Origin of the sequence: Streptomyces sp. NPDC017991 (assembly GCF_044328075.1) — a bacterium.
Classification (GTDB): domain Bacteria; phylum Actinomycetota; class Actinomycetes; order Streptomycetales; family Streptomycetaceae; genus Streptomyces.
This window is the reverse complement of sequence record NZ_JBIRGP010000004.1, coordinates 567,428-584,906: the sequence shown is the minus strand read 5'-3', so window position 1 is coordinate 584,906 and position 17,479 is coordinate 567,428. Positions and strand designations below refer to the sequence as shown.

At 71.5% G+C, this 17,479-nt stretch carries 18 protein-coding genes; 1 reads left to right on the top strand and 17 read right to left on the bottom strand.

Annotated features, from left to right (window positions below):
* Positions 1 to 102: 102 nt before the first annotated feature.
* Entirely contained in the window at positions 103 to 852 is a 750-nt protein-coding gene (locus tag ACH4DZ_RS15410) for a TetR/AcrR family transcriptional regulator (protein WP_398287563.1), read from the top strand.
* Here ACH4DZ_RS15410 and kynU read toward each other — a convergent pair.
* The 17 genes from kynU to ACH4DZ_RS15325 form a co-directional block, all read right to left on the bottom strand.
* The gene (gene kynU, locus ACH4DZ_RS15405) at positions 849 to 2,084 is read right to left on the bottom strand and encodes a kynureninase (protein WP_398287562.1); all 1,236 of its coding nucleotides are present in this window, start codon (positions 2,082 to 2,084) and stop codon (positions 849 to 851) included. The genes ACH4DZ_RS15410 and kynU overlap by 4 nt on opposite strands.
* Positions 2,077 to 2,934 (bottom strand): tryptophan 2,3-dioxygenase family protein, encoded by an 858-nt coding sequence (locus tag ACH4DZ_RS15400; RefSeq protein ID WP_398287561.1) that lies wholly within the window; start codon positions 2,932 to 2,934, stop codon positions 2,077 to 2,079. Before ACH4DZ_RS15400 ends, kynU begins: the two co-directional genes overlap by 8 nt.
* A gap of 167 nt (positions 2,935 to 3,101) precedes the next feature.
* On the bottom strand, positions 3,102 to 3,515 hold the full coding sequence (locus tag ACH4DZ_RS15395) for a DUF3151 domain-containing protein (RefSeq protein WP_328495512.1): 414 nt from the start codon (positions 3,513 to 3,515) through the stop codon (positions 3,102 to 3,104).
* A 64-nt stretch (positions 3,516 to 3,579) separates the two neighbouring features.
* Entirely contained in the window at positions 3,580 to 5,037 is a 1,458-nt protein-coding gene (locus ACH4DZ_RS15390) for an MFS transporter (protein WP_398287756.1), read from the bottom strand.
* A 192-nt stretch (positions 5,038 to 5,229) separates the two neighbouring features.
* Positions 5,230 to 6,252: a class II fructose-bisphosphate aldolase gene (fbaA, locus tag ACH4DZ_RS15385; protein WP_398287559.1), complete on the bottom strand. Its 1,023-nt coding sequence runs from the start codon at positions 6,250 to 6,252 to the stop codon at positions 5,230 to 5,232.
* A 155-nt stretch (positions 6,253 to 6,407) separates the two neighbouring features.
* Positions 6,408 to 6,956, bottom strand: a complete 549-nt coding sequence (gene pyrE / locus ACH4DZ_RS15380; protein ID WP_398287558.1) for an orotate phosphoribosyltransferase — start codon at positions 6,954 to 6,956, stop codon at positions 6,408 to 6,410.
* 10 nt (positions 6,957 to 6,966) lie between these two features.
* Positions 6,967 to 7,767 (bottom strand): aldose 1-epimerase, encoded by an 801-nt coding sequence (locus ACH4DZ_RS15375; RefSeq protein ID WP_398287555.1) that lies wholly within the window; start codon positions 7,765 to 7,767, stop codon positions 6,967 to 6,969.
* Between the two features lie 353 nt (positions 7,768 to 8,120).
* Positions 8,121 to 8,909 carry an SRPBCC domain-containing protein gene (locus tag ACH4DZ_RS15370; protein WP_398287554.1) on the bottom strand — a complete coding sequence of 263 codons (789 nt, stop codon included), beginning with the start codon at positions 8,907 to 8,909 and terminating at the stop codon, positions 8,121 to 8,123.
* Between the two features lie 90 nt (positions 8,910 to 8,999).
* Positions 9,000 to 10,622, bottom strand: a complete 1,623-nt coding sequence (locus tag ACH4DZ_RS15365; RefSeq protein WP_398287553.1) for a polyamine aminopropyltransferase — start codon at positions 10,620 to 10,622, stop codon at positions 9,000 to 9,002.
* A 145-nt stretch (positions 10,623 to 10,767) separates the two neighbouring features.
* Positions 10,768 to 11,286: a DUF2617 family protein gene (locus ACH4DZ_RS15360; RefSeq protein WP_398287552.1), complete on the bottom strand. Its 519-nt coding sequence runs from the start codon at positions 11,284 to 11,286 to the stop codon at positions 10,768 to 10,770.
* Positions 11,287 to 11,681: 395 nt separating this feature from the next.
* A complete protein-coding gene (locus tag ACH4DZ_RS15355; RefSeq protein ID WP_398287551.1) occupies positions 11,682 to 11,945 on the bottom strand; it encodes a hypothetical protein in 264 nt (87 codons plus the stop codon).
* Positions 11,946 to 12,203: 258 nt separating this feature from the next.
* Positions 12,204 to 13,466, bottom strand: a complete 1,263-nt coding sequence (locus ACH4DZ_RS15350; protein ID WP_398287550.1) for a tyrosine-type recombinase/integrase — start codon at positions 13,464 to 13,466, stop codon at positions 12,204 to 12,206.
* 79 nt (positions 13,467 to 13,545) lie between these two features.
* Entirely contained in the window at positions 13,546 to 13,788 is a 243-nt protein-coding gene (locus ACH4DZ_RS15345) for a helix-turn-helix domain-containing protein (protein WP_398287549.1), read from the bottom strand.
* A gap of 452 nt (positions 13,789 to 14,240) precedes the next feature.
* Positions 14,241 to 15,713: an ATP-binding protein gene (locus ACH4DZ_RS15340; RefSeq protein ID WP_398287548.1), complete on the bottom strand. Its 1,473-nt coding sequence runs from the start codon at positions 15,711 to 15,713 to the stop codon at positions 14,241 to 14,243.
* A gap of 2 nt (positions 15,714 to 15,715) precedes the next feature.
* On the bottom strand, positions 15,716 to 16,570 hold the full coding sequence (locus ACH4DZ_RS15335; protein ID WP_398287547.1) for a bifunctional DNA primase/polymerase: 855 nt from the start codon (positions 16,568 to 16,570) through the stop codon (positions 15,716 to 15,718).
* Positions 16,571 to 16,659: 89 nt separating this feature from the next.
* Positions 16,660 to 16,914: a hypothetical protein gene (locus ACH4DZ_RS15330; RefSeq protein ID WP_398287546.1), complete on the bottom strand. Its 255-nt coding sequence runs from the start codon at positions 16,912 to 16,914 to the stop codon at positions 16,660 to 16,662.
* A gap of 16 nt (positions 16,915 to 16,930) precedes the next feature.
* Positions 16,931 to 17,398 carry a hypothetical protein gene (locus tag ACH4DZ_RS15325; RefSeq protein WP_398287545.1) on the bottom strand — a complete coding sequence of 156 codons (468 nt, stop codon included), beginning with the start codon at positions 17,396 to 17,398 and terminating at the stop codon, positions 16,931 to 16,933.
* Positions 17,399 to 17,479 lie beyond the last annotated feature (81 nt).

The following is a 17,479-nucleotide window of genomic DNA, read 5'->3' as shown; positions in this document are numbered from 1 at the left end:
TGACGCTCGGTGAGGGGTAAACGGTGCTGGTGTTTCGTTACGCTGGTGGAGTGCCGTCCCTCGTCGCCCGTCACCACGCCTGATCGCGAAGGAGTCCCCCTCATGACCGCCGAGCCCGAGCCAGAACCCGAGCCGGCTCCCGGGGCTGTGCCCGAACCCGGGACCGTCCGTCCCGGAGGGCGTACCGCTCGGGTCCGTACGGCCGTGCTGCGCGTCGCCGGGGACGTGCTGGCCGAGCGGGGGTTCGCCCATCTCGATCTGGCGGACGTGGCCCGGCGCGCGGGGGTGGGGAAGACGACCGTGTACCGGCGCTGGGGCTCGGTCACCGGGCTCGTCGCCGACCTGCTCGGTGACATGGCCGAGCAGTCGCTCCCCCGTACCGAGACGGGCTCCGTGCTCGGGGATCTGCGGGCCAACGCCGCGCTGGTGTGCCGTACCCTCGCCGATCCCCGGCAGGGGGCGCTGTTCCGGGCTGTGATCGCCGCCGCGGCGTGCGACGCGCGTACGGGGGAGGCGTTGCGGCACTTCTACGACGTGCGGGTCGCCGAGTGGGCGCCCTGTGTCGAGCAGGGGGTCGCGCGGGGGGAGTTGCCCGCCGGGACTGACGCGGGGGAGGTGGTGCGGGCTGTTTCCGCGCCGCTGTACTACGCGTTGCTCACGTCGGGGGTGGCGCCCGGGGCCGACACGGCGGAACGCGCCGCGGCGGCGGCGGTAGCCGCCGCGCGGGCCGGGGTGTTCGCGGGGCAGGAACTTTCCTCGCCGCCGCCGCCCCTGCCCTCCCCCATCGTCAACGACTCGGGGGCGCTGCCCCCGAACCCCCGCTCCTCAAACGCCGGAGAGGCTAACCACTAGAACAACCCGCCCAACACCCCCGCCGCCCTCTCCACATCGCCGAATCCCACGTACAGCGGGGTGAAGCCGAAGCGCAGGATGTCCGGTTCCCGGAAGTCGCCGATCACGCCCTGTTCGATCAGGCGGCGCATCACCCCACCCGCGTCCGCGCATCGCAACGCGACCTGGCTGCCCCGCTCCCCGTGGCCGGCCGGAGTCACCGACTCCACCGCGCCCGCGGGCACGTACACCGCCACGCACTCCAGGAAGAAGTCCGTCAGGGCGAGGGACTTGGCGCGGACCGCCTCGATCGAGACGTCGTCCCAGACCTCCAGGGCCGCCTCCAGGGCGAGCATGGAGAGGATGTCCGGGGTGCCGACACGGCCGCGGAGGGCTCCGTCGGCCGGGACGTGGTCCGGGGTCATGCCGAACGGGTCGGCGTGCGAGTTCCAGCCCGGCAGCGGGGAGTCGAAGCGCGCCTGGTGGTCCCGGCGGACGTAGAGGTACGCCGGTGAACCCGGGCCGCCGTTCAGGTACTTGTAGGTGCAGCCGACCGCCAGGTCCACGCCGTGTTCGTCCAGGCCCACCGGCAGGGCGCCCGCGCTGTGGCAGAGGTCCCACACCGACACGGCGCCCGCCGCGCGGATCGCGGCCGTCAGCGCCGGCAGGTCGTGCAGACGGCCCGTGCGGTAGTCGACGTGGTTCAGGAGCACCGCGGCCGTACGTCCGCCCAGGGCGTCCGGGACCTCGTCGGGCGCCACCGGCCGCAGCGTGCATCCGGTGAGCCGCGCCGCCGACGCGGCGATGTACCCGTCCGTGGGGAACGTCGTCGCGTCGACCAGGATCTCGTCCCGGACGCCCGGCCCCTCCCGGCCGTCCGCACCCCCGCCGGCCAGGCGCACCGCGCCCACGACCGCCTTGAACACGTTCACGCTCGTCGAGTCGCCCACGACGATCTGGCCGGGCGCCGCGCCCACCAGCGGGGCGATCCGGTCGCCGATCCGCTCCGGCGCCGTCCACCAGCCGCTCTCGTCCCAGGACCGGATCCGCAGCGAACCCCACTGTCGGCGCACGACGTCCTCGACGCGGCCCGGCACCGAGCGCGGCAGCGCGCCGAGCGAGTTCCCGTCCAGGTACACCGTGTCGTCCAGGACGAACCGCGCGCGCAGCTCGGCCAGTTCGTCGGCGGCGTCCAGCGCCGCCGCCCGGCCCGCGTACGACTCACCGCCGGCGTCCGCGTACGGCTCAGACATGCGACCGTGCCGTCCACAGCTCGGGGAACACGTTCTTGCGGGCCCGCTTCTCCAGCCAGGCCACGCCCGCCGAGCCGCCGGTGCCCGTCTTGGAGCCCATCGCCCGCCGGGTGGCGACCAGGTGGTCGTTGCGCCAGCGCCAGACCAGTTCGGCGACGTCGGTCAACGCCTCGCCGAGCCGGGCGAGTTCGGAGCTCTCGTCGCCCGCGTAGAGGTCGGTCCAGACGGCCTCGACCTCGGGGGAGGGCTCGTAACGTCCGGACACGTCCCGCTGGACGACCGAGGACGGCACCGCGTGGCCGCGCCGCGCGAGCAGCCGCAGCACCTCGTCGTACAGGCTCGGCTCGTGCAGGGCCTTCTCCAGCTCGGCGTGCACGCGGGGCGCGCCCCGGTGCGGTACGAGCATGGACGCGGACTTGTCGCCGAGCAGGAACTCCATGCGGCGGTACATCGCCGACTGGAATCCGGAGCCCTCGCCGAGGGCGCTGCGGTACGAGTTGAACTGGGCCGGAGTGAGCTGGCCGAGGGGCTTCCATGAGGCGTTCAGCGCCTCCAGCTCCCGTACCGAACGCTTCAGCGCGGCCACCGCGACCGGCACGCGGTCCTCGCGCAGCGCCTTCGCCGCGGTCTCCCACTCGTGCACGATGACGGTGAACCACAGCTCCATGACCTGGGTCGTCACCAGGAAGACCATCTCTCCGGGGTCGTCGGAGAGGGTGTGCTGGAGGTGGGTGAGAACGTCCGCCTGTACGTAGTCCTCGTAAGGGGTCGTTCCCATGAAGTCGAGATGCGGGGTCTCGGGCTCCGAAGCCGTGTCGCGGGCCTCGCCGTACTGAGCCTGTTGGGACATCGCTGTCTCCTGCTGTACTCCGGGTAGCGGTCCGCCCCTGCCGAATTCCGACACGGGGGCCCCGGTCCCCAACCGGCATCCTCCACAATCGTGCCCCGAAACCGCAAGGTCCGCCTGGTCACACCAGGCGGACCTGCACGTACGTGGCCCCTGACGGGCTCGTAGGGCTAGCCCAGGGTCTGGGCCGCCGCCGGGGAGGAGTCCTTCAGGAACTGCGCGCAGCGCTCGTACTCCGCCTGCTCGCCGATCGCCTGGGCGGCGCGGGCGAGGCCGTGCAGGGCGCGCAGGAAGCCGCGGTTCGGCTCGTGCTCCCACGGCACCGGGCCGTGGCCCTTCCAGCCGCCGCGGCGCAGGGAGTCGAGGCCCCGGTGGTAGCCGGTACGGGCGTACGCGTACGACTCGACGACGCTGCCGCGCTCGTACGCCTCGTCGGCCAGTTGCGCCCAGGCGAGCGAGGAGGTCGGGTACTTCGCGGCGACATCGGCGGGCGCCGTGCCGTTCGCGAGGAGCTCGCGCGGCTCCGGGTCGTCGGGCAGGTGGGTCGGGGGCGGTCCCCCGAGGAGGTTCTCGTGAATGGCCATGGGTTCCAGTTTGCGCTATCCGCGGCCACCCCGGGCTCCATGGGCGGAGCCGCCTCGCTGAAAACTACTCCAGCCGCCCCCGCGACCGGTTCGGCTCCAGCGGCGGAGCCGTCACGCCGCCGTGCGTGAGGCATTCCGGCCGCAGACAGCCCGGCGGGGGCTTGCGCACGGTCGCGAAGGCGATCACCGCGCCCACCACCAGGATGCCCGCGCACAGGGGCATGGCCCGCCGGAACGCGTCGTCGAAGGCGTCCGCCGACCGGTACGCCGCCTCCCCCATCCCGGCCAGCAGCGGCAGCGCGGCCACCGCGACAAGACCGGCAGCGCGGGCCGCCGCGTTGTTGATGCCGCTGGCGAGCCCCGCCCGGCCGGTGTCCACGGAGGCCAGCACCGTCGCGGTGAGGGGCGCCACCAGCGTCACCATGCCGGCGCCGAGCACCAGGACGGCGGGCAGCACGTCGGCCGCGTACGAGGCGTCCTCGCCCACTCTCAGCATCAGCAGCATCCCGGTCGCGCACAGCAGCGGGCCGACGGTGAGCGGGATGCGCGGGCCGACCCGCTGGGCCAGCTCGCCCGAGCGGGCCGACAGCAGCAGCATCAGGACGGTGGTCGGCAGCAGCGCCGTACCGGCACCGAGGGCCGAGTAACCGGACACGACCTGGAGCTGGACCGCGGAGAGGAAGAAGAACCCGCCGAAGGCCGCGTACACGCACAGAGTGACGAGGTTGACCGCCGTGAACTGGCGGGACGCGAAGATGTCGAGCGGCATCATCGGGTCGGGCCGCCGCTTCTCCACGGCCACGAAGGCGACCCCCGCCGCGACACCGGCCGCCGCCGTCACGGCCACGACGGGCACCGAACCGCCGGGTGCCTCGATGAGGGCGTACGTCACCAGGGCCAGCGCCAGTGCGCCGAGGGCGGCGCCGAGCACGTCGAAGCCGCGTCCGTGGACCCGGTCGTCCTTCGACTCCGGTACGTGTCTCAGGGCGATCGGGGCGCACAGCAGGGCGAGCGGGACGTTCAGCAGGAACACCCAGCGCCAGCCGGGGCCGTCCACCAGCCAGCCGCCCAGGAAGGGGCCGACCGCCGCGCCGATGCCGCCGAAACCGGACCACAGACCGACGGCCCGCGCCCGGTCCTCCGGGTGGAACGACGCCTGGATGAGGGCCAGCGAGCCGGGGGTGAGCAGTGCTCCGCCGACGCCCTGGAGCGCGCGGGCGGCGACCAGCACGCCCGCGTTCGGTGCGAGCCCGCACAGCAGTGAGGCCGCCGCGAACCACACCACGCCGACGACGAACACCTTCCGCCGTCCGAAGCGGTCGCCCAGGGCGCCGCCCAGCAGGATGAGTCCGGCGAGGGTCAGCATGTAGGCGTTGACGGTCCACTGGAGGCCGGCCAGGTCGGCGCCGAGGTCACGGCCGATCGTCGGCAGCGCGACGTTCACCACGGTCGAGTCCAGCATCGCCATGCCCGAACCGAGGACCGTCGTCAGCAGGATCCACTTCCCCGTGGGGGAGGCCATCCGGACGCCCGGGGACGCCGCCGGGGAGGAGGCCGGAGACTCCTTCGACGGGACCGGCGGAACCGGCGGGACGGGCGGGCCCGGTGGGTCCGGCGGGGGCGTGGGGGCAGCCATGTTCCGGATCATACGGACATACGTCGGGGCCCGGTTCTCCCTGTGGACAACCGGGCCCCGCGTACGGGAAACGGACGCTTACTTGATCTTCGTGCCCGTGGAACGCAGGTGGCCGCAGGCCTGGGTGACGCGCGCGGCCATCGAGCCCTCGGCGAGCTTGCCCCAGGTGCGGGGGTCGTACGTCTTCTTGTTGCCGACCTCGCCGTCGACCTTCAGGACGCCGTCGTAGTTGCGGAACATGTGGTCCGCGACCGGGCGCGTGAACGCGTACTGGGTGTCCGTGTCGATGTTCATCTTCACGACGCCGTTCTCCAGGGCCGTGCGGATCTCCTCCTCGGAGGAGCCGGAGCCGCCGTGGAAGACGAAGTCGAACGGGGACGGCTTGCTGTACTTCGCCGCCACGCCGTCGTTCAGCTCCTTGAGGAGCTCGGGGCGCAGGACGACGTTGCCCGGCTTGTAGACGCCGTGCACGTTGCCGAAGGACGCGGCCAGCAGGTAGCGGCCCTTCTCGCCCAGGCCCAGGGCCTCGACGGTACGGAACGCGTCGTCGACCGTCGTGTAGAGGGAGTCGTTGATCTCGTGCGTGACACCGTCCTCCTCGCCACCGGTCGGGGTGATCTCCACCTCAAGGATGATCTTCGCGGCGGCGGCGCGGGCCAGCAGTTCCTGGGCGATGGCCAGGTTGTCGGCGAGGGTCTCCGCGGAGCCGTCCCACATGTGGGACTGGAACAGCGGGTTCCGACCGGCCTTGACGCGCTCCTCGGAGACCGCGATCAGCGGACGCACGTACCCGTCGAGCTTGTCCTTCGGGCAGTGGTCCGTGTGCAGCGCGACGGTGACGTCGTACTTCGTGGCGACGATGTGCGCGAACTCGGCCAGCGCCACCGCGCCGGTGACCATGTCCTTCTTGTGCTGGCCGCCCAGGAACTCCGCACCGCCGGTGGAGATCTGGATGATGCCGTCGCTCTCGGCCTCCGCGAAGCCGCGGAGCGCAGCGTGCAGGGTCTGCGTCGAGGTCACATTGATGGCCGGGTAGGCGAACTTGCCTGCCTTCGCCCGGTCGAGCATCTCGTTGTAGACCTCGGGGGTTGCGATGGGCATCTGTCCGCTCCTTGTATATGCGGGTGGCGTTCTGCTGAGAACCCTGACCTAGGGGGCGACGTCATCGTCGGCCCCATCCTTCCAGACATGACCGGATGCTCCGGCCTGGCTGTCCGACCCTGTGGACAACTGGTCACCCGGGGCCGGGGCCGGGATCAGGCGAGACCCAGCTCGTCCTTGGAGTACGCGAAGAGGTACGGGACCCCGGCGGCTTCCTGGATCTTCTCCGCGGCGCCGGTGGCCCGGTCGACGATGGTCGCCACGCCGACGACCTCCGCGCCGGCCTCGCGCACGGCCTCGACGGCGGCGAGCGGGGAGCCGCCGGTCGTCGAGGTGTCCTCGACGACGAGCACGCGGCGGCCCGCGATGTCCGGGCCCTCGACCCTGCGCTGCAGGCCGTGCGCCTTCGCCTCCTTGCGGACGACGAAGGCGTCGACGCGCCGGCCGCGCGCGTGGGCGGCGTGCAGCAGGGCTCCGGCCACCGGGTCGGCGCCCATGGTGAGGCCGCCGACCGCGTCGAAGTCCAGGTCCGCCGTCAGGTCGAGCAGCACCTGGCCGACCAGCGGGGCGGCCTCGCCGTCCAGGGTGATCCGTCGCAGGTCGACGTAGTAGTCGGCCTCGATCCCGGAGGAGAGGGTCACCTTGCCGTGCACCACGGCCTTGTCCTTGATCTGCTGCAGCAGCTCGCCACGTACGTCGCTCATGCGGGTCAGCTTAGAGGCGGCGCCAGGTCCAGGTGGTGGCGGCTTCCAGGGGGTCGATGGGGGTGACCAGGCGGGGCAGGGTGTTCAGGCCGTTGGGCGGGCCGGTCTGCGGCTCCACGCACACCGCGGCCTCCTGCTCGTCGTACACGACGACCCACTGCTCGCGGGCGGCCACGTTCAGCTCCAGCCGGCCGGGCCAGGTGAGGGTGACGTCGACGCCGTCGGGCATCCCGAAGCAGTCGTCCCAGGGGCTCGGCCGCGGTTCGATACGACGGCCGGTCGGCAGATGGTCGTCGCCGCGCTCCTCCTGCCAGGCGGCGCTGAAGTCGACCCGCACGCCGTCGGTGCCCTCACCTCCTTCGAGGTTCCGGTTGAACCAGGGGTGCCACCCGATCTGCGCCGGGAAGGAATCGCCGTACGTCTCCACCGACATGGTCAGCGTCAGGGAGTCCTCGGTCAGCCTGACGACCTGGGTGACCCGGCCGGGGTACGGCCAGGGGTCGACGAGGTCGTACGTGATGACGGCCTCGTCGGCGCTCTTGCGGGCGGTGCGCCAGGCGGCGTCGCGGGCGGTGCCGTGGATGGCGTGGGGTGGGGAGTTGAGGGGGAGCTGGTGGGGGGTGGCGCCGTTCAGGAAGCGGCCGTCCCTGGTGCGGCCGCACCACGGGACCATGGGGAAGCAGCCGAACTTGTCGCCCTGGCGCAGCAGTTCGACGCCGTCGACTCTCAGTCCGCCGATCCGTCCGCCGTTGCCCGGCTGTACGGTCGCCTGCGCGTCGCCGGCGGTCAGCGTGATGTCTTCGTTACTCACGCGACGACCCTACGGGGTGGAGCGCGGGATGTGGACCGCAGGCCCCAATCCCGAAGGCTGGCCGCGCAGTTCCCCGCGCCCCCAGGACAGCCCCCTTTAGGGGCGCGGGGAACTGCGCGGGCAACCCCCACCCACCCGCAGGCAAAACACCCACCTCGCGCGGTGTGCCGGCTGCAGGCCGCCCGTGGCTGGGCGCGCAGTTCCCCGCGCCCCTGAGGGGGCACCTGCTCGGCTGCCAGCTGCGGGCCGCCCGTGGCCGGGCGCGCAAGACGGGCCCCTCCAGGGGCGCGGGGAACTGCGCGGGTGACCCCCCCTCGCCCGCGGGCAGAAGCGTTCGGCCCCGCGGCCAGCGGTCAGTGGCGTTTGCGGAGGGCTCGGCCCACCACGATCGCCGAGGCCAGCGCGAGCGCCGCCGCGGGCGCGGCCCAGCGGAGGACCGCGCTGCCACCCGCGGACTCGGGCGCCGGCACGGGCGCGTACCGACCCCGCGGCGGCGCGTGGTCGACCTCCTCCGCGCTGCGGCCGATCATCGTGCGCCGCGCGTGCGCCGCCTCGGCCGGTGCCCCCGGCGGCGAAGTCCCGTCGTCCTCGAAGCCACCCGCGAAGTCGCCCTCGGCGAACGGCACGTGCGAGGAGGGGGACTCCTCCACCGGATCGGGCGCAACGACAGGCGCCTCTTCCGGTGACGGCTCCGGCGACGGCCCCGGCTCCGGTTCCGGCTCCGGCTCCGGCGCCAGGTGTTCCGCGAACCGGTTCAGCAGGCGGGTCGTCGCCGACGCCACCTCGTCCGCCGGCAGATCGGCGATACGGCCGTCGGCCGAGGCCGTACCGGTGAAGGTGAGCGTCGAGCCCCCTTCGGCCGGACGGAGGACCAGCGTGAGCGCGAGCTTCACCGTCCCCGCCCCCCGCGCCTCCGTGGCGTCCGCCTCGACGGAGTACGAGCCGTCGTCCCGCGGGGAGACACCGAGCGTCCCCCGGTACGTGATGGAGTGCCCGCCGACCCGTACCTTCAGGCGCCCGGAGACGGGCGCCGTCCCCGCGTCCTGCTGAAGACCGGGCAGCGCCCGCGCCACCCGCGCGGGATCGGCGAGGGCCTCGCGCAGACGCTCGACGGGAACCGGAACGAACACCTCATGCTCCATGTCGGCCGAGCCTACCCAGCACCACCCGTACCGCACCCGTACATGCGGGGATTCCCCCGGGATCCGCCGCAGACGGACGCGTACGCCGACTCAGTCGGCGTATCTCGGGTGCACCAGCGTCGAGGGCGGCAGGCCCACCAGCCGGGTGCGCTCCGCCGCGCGGACGCCCGCCTGGAGGGACGGGACGCGTGGCACCCCCTCCGCCGCCGCCCCGTCCCCGAGGTGCGGCGGCGTGCGCGACGCGAGCACGTACCCCCAGTCGTGCGGAGCCCGCGAACCGCCCGCCGGGGAGGAGTCACGGCCGCCGACCGAGTACGGCACCGTCCGCAGCCCGGCCGCCCGTACCGTCGCGTCCACGGTCCAGAAGGCGCGCGGCCGTGCCGCCACGGGCCCGGCGTGCACGACGAGCCGCCCGCCGTCGCCGAGCACCTCGCGGGCCAGCCCGTAGAACTCCTGCGAGTACAGCTTCGTACTGGACGTGTTCTCGGGGTCGGGCAGATCGGAGACCACCACGTCGTACGCGTCCCGCGGGGCCCGCCGCAGCCAGCCGAACGCGTCCGCGGCGACGACCCGCACCCGCGGATCCCCGTACGCGTGGCCGTTCAGCGCGGACAGTGCGGGATCGGTGCGCGCCAACTCCACCAACTCGGCGTCGAGTTCGACGACATCGACCCGCCGTACGCCCCGGTGTCGCAGCACCTCGCGCACGGCGAGCCCGTCACCGCCGCCGAGGACGAGCACGCGCGCGTGCGGGCCGTTCATCGCGGGGTGGACCAGGGCCTCGTGATAGCGGCCCTCGTCGCTGCCGCTGACCCGCAGCCTGCCGTCGAGGTAGAGGTCGAGCCGGCTGCCGTCGGCGCCGCCGGTGAGGACGACGTCCTGGACGTCGGTGTGCATCGCCACCCGGACGTCCCTGCCGTACATCGCGTGCCGCGCGGACCGTTCGAAGTCGTCGACGAGCACGGCGGCCGAGGCGAGCAGCGCGAGGACGAGGAGGTTGGCGACGACCAGCAGCCAGCGGTCGCGCCGGGTCAGGTCCTGCCGGAACAGGCCCAGGACGAGCGCGGCGCCGGCGATCGCGTTGACGGTTCCGGTGATCAGCGTCGCGGTCAACTGGCCGAGCAGGGGCAGCAGCAGGAACGGGAACGCGAGTCCGCCGGCCAGCGCGCCCACGTAGTCCGCGGCGAACAGGTCGGCGACGGCGCCGCCCGCGTCCTGTCTGCGCACGCGCTGGATCAGCTCCATCAGCAGGGGCACCTCGGCGCCGATGAGCAGGCCGATGGCGAGGGAGAAGCCGACGAGGAGGTAGCTGGGGCCGTTCGCCCAGGCGCCGCCCCAGTCGCCGGTCCAGGCGAAGACGGCGTACAGGGCCATCGCGCTGCAGCCGCCGACGAGGGCGAGCAGGGCCTCCACGGCGCCGAAACCTGCCGCGGCGCGGCAGCGCAGCCGTTTGGCCAGGAGTGAGCCGATGCCCATCGCGAAGACCATCACGGACAGGACGACGGAGGCCTGGGTGATGGAGTCGCCGATCAAGTACGAGGCGAGGGCGACCAGTTCCAGTTCGTACACCAGTCCGCAGGCCGCGCAGATGAACACGCCCGTGAGGACGAGGAACCGGCCGGTGGCGGGCCTGACCGGCAGACGCGCCTGGCCCGCGCCGCGTCGGGGCGGCGGGGCCGTACCGGGCGGGGCGGGCGCGTGCGGCTCGATCACCCAGGGAACGCTACGTCACGGTTTCACTGCACCCTGTCACCCACACGTGTGTAAATGCCGTCGCCCGCGCATACTTTGCCCGTTTCGGGGCTCCTCCCCCGGACCCACCTCATGACCCGCCTCATGACCCGCCTCATGACCCGCCTTAGAGGGGCGCGGGCACCCGTACGCCCACCTTCGTGCGGGTGGCGACCAGTTGGCCCTCCTGGGGGTAGGCGTGCCAGGTGCGCCAGTGCACCTGGCCCTCGTGGCGCTGCGCGAGCATCGCGGTGAAGGCGTGGGGGCTGCCGGGGAAGACCCCCGCCAGTCCGTTCGGATGGTCGGCGACGAGGGCGAGCAACTCCTGGGCCCGGCCGGCGAAGGATCCGCGCGACAGCGTCTCCACGCGCGCGGCGAACTCGTACTCCCAGTCGTCCACCCGTTTGGCGACGCCGAGCGGCAGCGGTGAGCTGCTGCCCGCGATACAGGCGACGGTCTCCGAACAGGTGCCCCGCTCCTGCTCAAGGAGCACCTGGTGGGACGCGCCCAGCAGTCGCAACTGCAGTTTCGCGTCGAAGAGTTCGATGTCGAGGGTGGCGAGCGCGGGCAGCGGCTCGTGTCCGAGGGCCCAGGCGAGGTCGGCCGCGCGCGTGTCGGTGTAGGCGGTGTTGAGGGTCGTGAGCATGGGTCGGCTCCGCTGCACGCAAGGGTGGGGTCGGTCCGTCGCACCCCGGTCGGCGCCGGGCGGTGATCGGGCCCGGTCGGCCAGGTCAGAAGGTTGTTCCGGGGTCTGCGTCGGCGATACGAGGGAATCATGAACGGCGCGTCCGCCACAGCGTTTTTACCCAACTTCGTAGGGTTTCCATCCCCCCGAGGGCTCCACAGCTCAACTGTTCAACCAGAAAGTGCGCCCCTGGGGGGCTCGCAGACAACTTCACGCCCCCACAACGACGAAGCGCCCGCCGGGAGGTGACCCCCGACGGGCACTCGTTCGACCGGCCGGTCCGGACGCGGCTCCCGGCCCGGACGCGGTTGCCCCGCCCGGAATCCGGCTGCCGCCCGGAGCTCAGCTGCCCCGTGTCAGCTGCCTCCGCCGCACCCGCCTCCGCCTCCGCAGGACGACCCTCCGCCGCACGAGGAGCTGTGACCCGACGAGCCCGACGAGCAGGAGGAGCCGCCGTCGCCTCCGCCCACCGCTCCGCTGCCTGCCCACCAGCTGTCGCTGTTGCGGCGCGGACGCCCCCTGCCCCGACCGCGCCCCCGGCCGGCGGCGGATGCGATCCGCGCGACCACGACGACCACGAACCCCACGACGAACAACGCCAGGATGATGCCGATGACCATGGCGCCACCCTCCTTCCGTTCCCCCGAAGCGGCCCCCCGTGGGCTCTGCTTCTCGTGTGCCTGCTGCCTGTTCCCTACCGAGATCCTTGCTGTGACTGCTGCTGTGATTCCTGCCGCACACCCAGGTGTGCTCCTTGCGTGGGAGGGTGATGCCCTCTCGTCTCACGGACCAAAGCAGAGTTGAGCAACTTCAGAGCCTTCTCATGGACCAAAGGCCCCTGACCTGCACAGAAGGGCAGGTCAGGGGCCGTCCATGGCTCACTGGGCCGTCTGTGGGCCGTGATCTTCCCCCGAGAGGTGCCGGAACACGGAGTCGATCGCGCCGCGAGCCCGGTCGCGGCTGTCCGGCATCAGATGGGCGTACACCCGCAGGGTCAGCCCCGGGTCGGCGTGCCCCATGTACTCGCTCACGGCCTTGATGTTCTCCCCGGCGTCCAGCAACGCGGAAGCGTAGAAGTGCCGGAGGGCGTGCATGCCGTGCTCGCGCGCCGATTCGTACCGGCCGTCCGCCCTTGCGCCCCCGATGAGCCCCGCAGCGGACAGAGCAGGCTTCCACTCCTTGCTGTTGAAGTTGCTCCGCCACACGATGCCGCCCTGCTCCCCCGTGAAGATCACCCGTGCGGACACCTTCGGCCCTTCCGGCACCCCCCACGGCAGTGTGATCTCCACCGGCTTCCAGGCGTCCATATGCGCCCGGAGAGCACCCGCCACGGAGTCGGGCAACGGCACGTCCCGCTTCTTGCCACCCTTGGGCAGATCGAACACCGGGCGTCCCTCCACGTGCTTGATCTGCCGAACGACACGGAGGGTGCGCCCCTCGGCGTCGATCGCGTCCTCGGCCAACCCGAACACCTCGCCCTGCCGGAGCCCGCACCCAGCGCCAATGTCGACCATCGCCCGGTACCGCTCCAAGAGCGCTGTTCGAACGGTGAACATCTGCCCGGGTTCCCATGGAACCACCGGGTGCGCGTCCGGCTTGGGGCGCCGCACCGTTCGCGCACCGCACGGATTGCGGGAGAGCAGCGAGTCATCCACTGCGGCGGACAGGACCGACTGAACGTCGGCGAAGATGTTCCGCGCATAGGCGGGGCTCACACCGCGCTTCGCTTCCAGGGCTGCCAGGAGTTCCCGGATGTGCTCTGGCCGGAAGGTCCCGACCGGTCGGGAGCCGAGCACCGGGTAAACGTGAAGCCGTAGCCGCCGGCCAAGTTCCTTCCGAGTCATCGGGCTGGAGGTCTTGCTGTCCAACCACTTCTCGGCGTACTGCCGGAATGTGATCCGGACCGACTTGGGGTCGGTGTACTGCCCGCGCGTCATGTCCGTCTCAATGGCGCTCAGCCACTTCTCGGCGAGGCGCTTCTTACCATCGGGGAAGCTCTTGGACTTCTCGGTTCCGTCGGGGCCGATGTACCGGGCCCGGTAGCGCAGGCCGCTTCCGTGGCGGTCGCTTTTGACGCGGACGGTCTTGCCGGCCGCGTTGGTGTCGGTCTTGTACCAGCGGTCTTGGATGTGGCCTGCCATGGGGTGGTGGTCCTCTCGACATGCAGCAGGGAGAGTCGCCGGGTGGCGGCTCTCCCTGCTGTCTGCGGCGGGTGGTGGGTCAGGCGGCGTTGTGGTCGGCGGTCTTGAGCTGGGTGACGTAGGCGCGGACATCGGCGGGGTCGTAGCGGAGGTGCTTGCCGATGCGGAATCCAGGTGGACCGACGTTCTTTCGGCGCCACTGGTAGACGGTCTCTTTGGGGACCTCGAAGATTTCGGCGATGTCGTCGGGGGTGAGGTACCGGTCCGGCAGTCCGCCGCGGAGCGTGGCGCGCGGGTCCGGCTGTTCTCGTGCGGTGCTCATGGCGGGTCCTCCGTGCGCGGGCCGGGCGTGCTGGGGGGTGTCGTGTGTGTCCGAGGTGGGGATTTCTGCGTCACCCGCGTCATCTGCGTCACGCAAGCGCCTGACCTGCGGGTTTGTGGTGACGCAGAGAGTTGGGTGTGCGTCATCGGTGACGCAGGCGTCCGTCATCGATGACGCAGGTGACGCACGATGACGCAGAGATATGCCGTCTGCGTCACCCGTGTCTGCGCAGGTCACCCACCGTTTTGGGGGGTCGGGTGACGCAGGTGACGCAGCGCTTCCCTACTTAGGAAAAAAGGAGGGGCTGTCTGTGGTCGTGGCGGTGTCGCTCAGAGCGTGAATGAGGGGCCGCTGCGCGGCACGTCCTTGGGGCGCCGCGAGCGGCGAACAGCAAGAGGAGCACGCCTCGCCCCGGGTGCTCCTCTTGCTTGTGCGCGCGGTTGTGGCGCCGGTCAGAACGCTGCTTCCTGCTCGTGTGCGGGTGGGGCGAGTCGGGTGATCTCGATGTAGCGGCCTTCTTTGGTGCGGCCGGAGTCGATGATGACGCCCCGGGCGGCGAGGGTGGGCTGAAGACGCTTGAGCCGGTCGGAGAGGACTTTGCCGGTGGTCGGCCACCCCTTGGGTAGCGCGCGCATGTCCTCGCCGGCGTAGAGGCGGCTGAGGCAGTACAGCCACTGCGTGGACGTCATCCGCTCCTCCGCACCCGCCGCCATCGTCGACGCGTGCTCGATGACGGTCTGCGCCAACAGATCACCCTCGATCACGTCGTCATTCAGGTCATCGAGGCAGGCCCGGTACGCGTTCAGTGCTCCCAGACCGGTGGCCGTGTCGAGCTGCGCGCACAGGTGCGCGAAGTCCGCCATCCGCAGATCCGTGGGCGTCTCGGCAGCAACGGCCCGGACCTTGACCGTGAGGTCGAGGAGCGAGCCGAGGATGACGGGCAGTACCTGCGCGTACTCCGTCCACAGCTCATCCTCGGTGCGCCGCACCCGGGGCCGCTCCAGGCGCAGGGGAAGCAGCCGGTCGGCGAGGTCGGGCCGGATGAGTCCCACATCGATACCGGTCAGCAGGAGGGGGCGGCGGTAGCCGACGCGGAACACGTCCCCGTCGGTGAACAGGGCCCGCTTCACGCTCTCGGCTCCCGTCACGATGCAGCACATGGCGTCCGACAGGTCCGGGGTCATGTGGGACAGGTTGTCCAGCGCGGTCACCCATCCCGCGGCCACGGCCGCGATCAGGTTTTCCTCGTCCTTGGGTGCGCGGCGCAGGTCACCGGTCATGCCCTCGATGATCCGCACCAGCATCCGCCCGCCGGTGGACTTGCCGGCGCCCTGCGGTCCGGTGAGGAACGGCGCAGGGACCGGCACCGACGGCCCCAAGCAGCCGATCAGCCACGCGATGGCCAAGCACTCGGTCTCCGCGGTGGCGAAGTTGCAGAGCCTCATCAGCAGGTCGATGCCCTTGCCGTCGGTGTCCTTGACGGGCAGGGGAAGTTCTCCGGTGAGCTGGGTACGGCGCCAGCACACTTCCCGCGGGTCGGGGGTGAGAATGTCCCATCCGGTGGGGTGGATGCGGACGGACTGCCCGTCGTCACGGCCGAGGTCCAGCCACGTGGCGCCCTCGTATCCGGGGGCCACCCGGATGTGGACGGGCTGTACGTCCTCGGTCAGGGCGAGTGCTTCGATCAAGTCCAACGCCTCCTTCAGCGCGGTCCCGTTGAAGACGCCGATTCCGTCGCGGAAGAGGCCGACCATGAGTTCCTGCCGGTGGCTTCCGGTGGTGCCCTGCGAGCGGATCGGACGGGCCACGGGATGAGCGTTCTTCTGCGCGTACACGGTTCCGTCGCCGGTGCGGAAGTACCGGAAGTGTTCCTGCGCGTAGGCGGTGATGACCTTGCGGGCCGGGTCCTTCTCGTCCTCAGCCATCGCTACAGCCCCAATGCGGTTCGGGCGTTGGTCCACGCGTCGGTGCAGTGCCGGGCACTTTCGCCCTTGGCCTGCGCGGCGGTGAACAGCCGGCTGATGTGGCTCTCGGTGAGGCAACCGCACCGGCCGTGCGTGGACAACACCGCGAGGAACACCCGGTAGACGGCCGCATGTACCGCGCTGGACGCGTCGGTGATGCGCTGCACGGCCATGGCAATGCCACGATCGAGGTAGGTGGGTGTGCGGTGCGGGCACGCCCCACTTTGCCCCGTAAAAGGCACCGTGAGGGTCTGTGGCGTCCTGCGGACGGGCGGCGGGGCCTTTACTGCCAGCGCGCGCACCACGGCGGGGAGAGCGGCTGTGGCGCCTATGCCGGGTCCCAGCCAACGGGCGTACGACATCAGCGACTTGATGTCCACCCCGGGACGCACCGCGTTCACGGACTGCATGACGCCCCGGTAGATCCAGTGCTCACCCCGCGTCGTCACCACCGTGCGCGTCGCGGGCAGGGTGGCGCGGGCCCACGCGATGGCGTCCGCGTTGTCCAGGTCGACCACGCTGAGCCCTGCCCCGCCGGGGTGGTAGGCGACCGCAGCCGCGGCACGCCACGCGCTCGCCCACGCGGGCGAGGTGAGGGTGTGCGGGTCGGTGGTGGCGGCGGCCCACGCGTGGCAGGGGTACGGGCAGGAGCAGGGGCCGGGGGTTCGCATGTTCGGCCGGCCACCGCACACGTTCCGGGCGCAGGTACGGCAGTTGCCGAACGGGCCCTTTCCCGCGCGCAGCGGCAGTACGGGCACGCCGTGCGCGGCGAGGGTGAGTGCGGCGGGCACTCGCCTGATGTCGGTCGGTTGCGTCATGCTGGGAGACCTCCACAGGTCTGTAGGGATCAGGTGGACAAGGGCGGCCCCGCTTCTTTGGCGAGAGGGAGGGGCCGCCCTTGGCGTAGCTAGAAGGGCGGTTCGTTGCTGTAGCCGGGCGGGGTGCGGCGCGGCCAGCGCGGCAGGGGCAGCAGGATCACGGCCCACTGTGTCCAGCACGGGCAGGGCTCCCAGTCGGTGCCCGCGTACTCGCCGTTGTGGTCGCCGTAGTCATACGCGATGCCGCCCTCTCCCCAGCAATCAGGGCAGTCAGGGCGAGGGGTGTCGGCCAGGGTCAAGGCCCGGCGGGGGCAGTGGGTGACCTTGATGCGAAGTCGGATCACTGGGGTGGTCTCCTCGTCAACCGTAGAACTTGTTCCGCTTGATCACAGCCCGACGGATATTGACCGTGGTTCCGCTCCGGTGGCTGCTCGAGCCGAGGATCTGCACGGCGATCCACCCGCCGAAAATGACCGCGGCGAGGGTGATCAGTTGGGTGATGAACGCGGTCAACGCAGCGATGAACGACGTGAGCAGCAGCAGCCCGCCGCACACCGCGAGGAACCCGACACCCCCGAGGGCGACGTTCACCGCGGCGCGGGACACGGCCGGTTTCGGAGCGAGGGGTTCCGGCTGCATGGGGCTGATCGCGTAGCCGGTGACGATCCGTCCGTCGGGCAGGACGATGCTCGCCACACTCGGGACCGCGCCCGGCTGGACGGACACGAGTGGCGCCGGCTGAACGACGACCGCCGGCGTGATGGGGGTGGGCTGGTAGGTGGTCACGGCCCGTTCGGCGGGCAGGTGGCCGGGGTGTTCGGGGTACATGCGGAATCCCTTCCGGCAGTGGGTCAGGGAGGCTCAGGCACCCCCTTGGGGGTGCGCTGTGGAGGGGGTTTCCAGGGTCTG

Excerpts from the sequence above, each read along its gene's own strand:
- pyrE (WP_398287558.1), bottom strand. The coding sequence starts at position 6,956 with ATGAGCGACGTACGTGGCGAGCTGCTGCAGCAGATCAAGGACAAGGCC.
- ACH4DZ_RS15360 (WP_398287552.1), bottom strand. The coding sequence starts at position 11,286 with ATGCTCACGACCCTCAACACCGCCTACACCGACACGCGCGCGGCCGAC.
- ACH4DZ_RS15410 (WP_398287563.1), top strand. The coding sequence starts at position 103 with ATGACCGCCGAGCCCGAGCCAGAACCCGAGCCGGCTCCCGGGGCTGTG.
- ACH4DZ_RS15340 (WP_398287548.1), bottom strand. The coding sequence starts at position 15,713 with ATGGCTGAGGACGAGAAGGACCCGGCCCGCAAGGTCATCACCGCCTAC.
- kynU (WP_398287562.1), bottom strand. The coding sequence starts at position 2,084 with ATGTCTGAGCCGTACGCGGACGCCGGCGGTGAGTCGTACGCGGGCCGG.
- fbaA (WP_398287559.1), bottom strand. The coding sequence starts at position 6,252 with ATGCCCATCGCAACCCCCGAGGTCTACAACGAGATGCTCGACCGGGCG.
- ACH4DZ_RS15355 (WP_398287551.1), bottom strand. The coding sequence starts at position 11,945 with ATGGTCATCGGCATCATCCTGGCGTTGTTCGTCGTGGGGTTCGTGGTC.
- ACH4DZ_RS15335 (WP_398287547.1), bottom strand. The coding sequence starts at position 16,570 with ATGACGCAACCGACCGACATCAGGCGAGTGCCCGCCGCACTCACCCTC.
- ACH4DZ_RS15345 (WP_398287549.1), bottom strand. The coding sequence starts at position 13,788 with ATGAGCACCGCACGAGAACAGCCGGACCCGCGCGCCACGCTCCGCGGC.
- ACH4DZ_RS15325 (WP_398287545.1), bottom strand. The coding sequence starts at position 17,398 with ATGTACCCCGAACACCCCGGCCACCTGCCCGCCGAACGGGCCGTGACC.
- ACH4DZ_RS15370 (WP_398287554.1), bottom strand. The coding sequence starts at position 8,909 with ATGGAGCATGAGGTGTTCGTTCCGGTTCCCGTCGAGCGTCTGCGCGAG.
- ACH4DZ_RS15395 (WP_328495512.1), bottom strand. The coding sequence starts at position 3,515 with ATGGCCATTCACGAGAACCTCCTCGGGGGACCGCCCCCGACCCACCTG.
- ACH4DZ_RS15400 (WP_398287561.1), bottom strand. The coding sequence starts at position 2,934 with ATGTCCCAACAGGCTCAGTACGGCGAGGCCCGCGACACGGCTTCGGAG.
- ACH4DZ_RS15390 (WP_398287756.1), bottom strand. The coding sequence starts at position 5,037 with ATGGCCTCCCCCACGGGGAAGTGGATCCTGCTGACGACGGTCCTCGGT.
- ACH4DZ_RS15350 (WP_398287550.1), bottom strand. The coding sequence starts at position 13,466 with ATGGCAGGCCACATCCAAGACCGCTGGTACAAGACCGACACCAACGCG.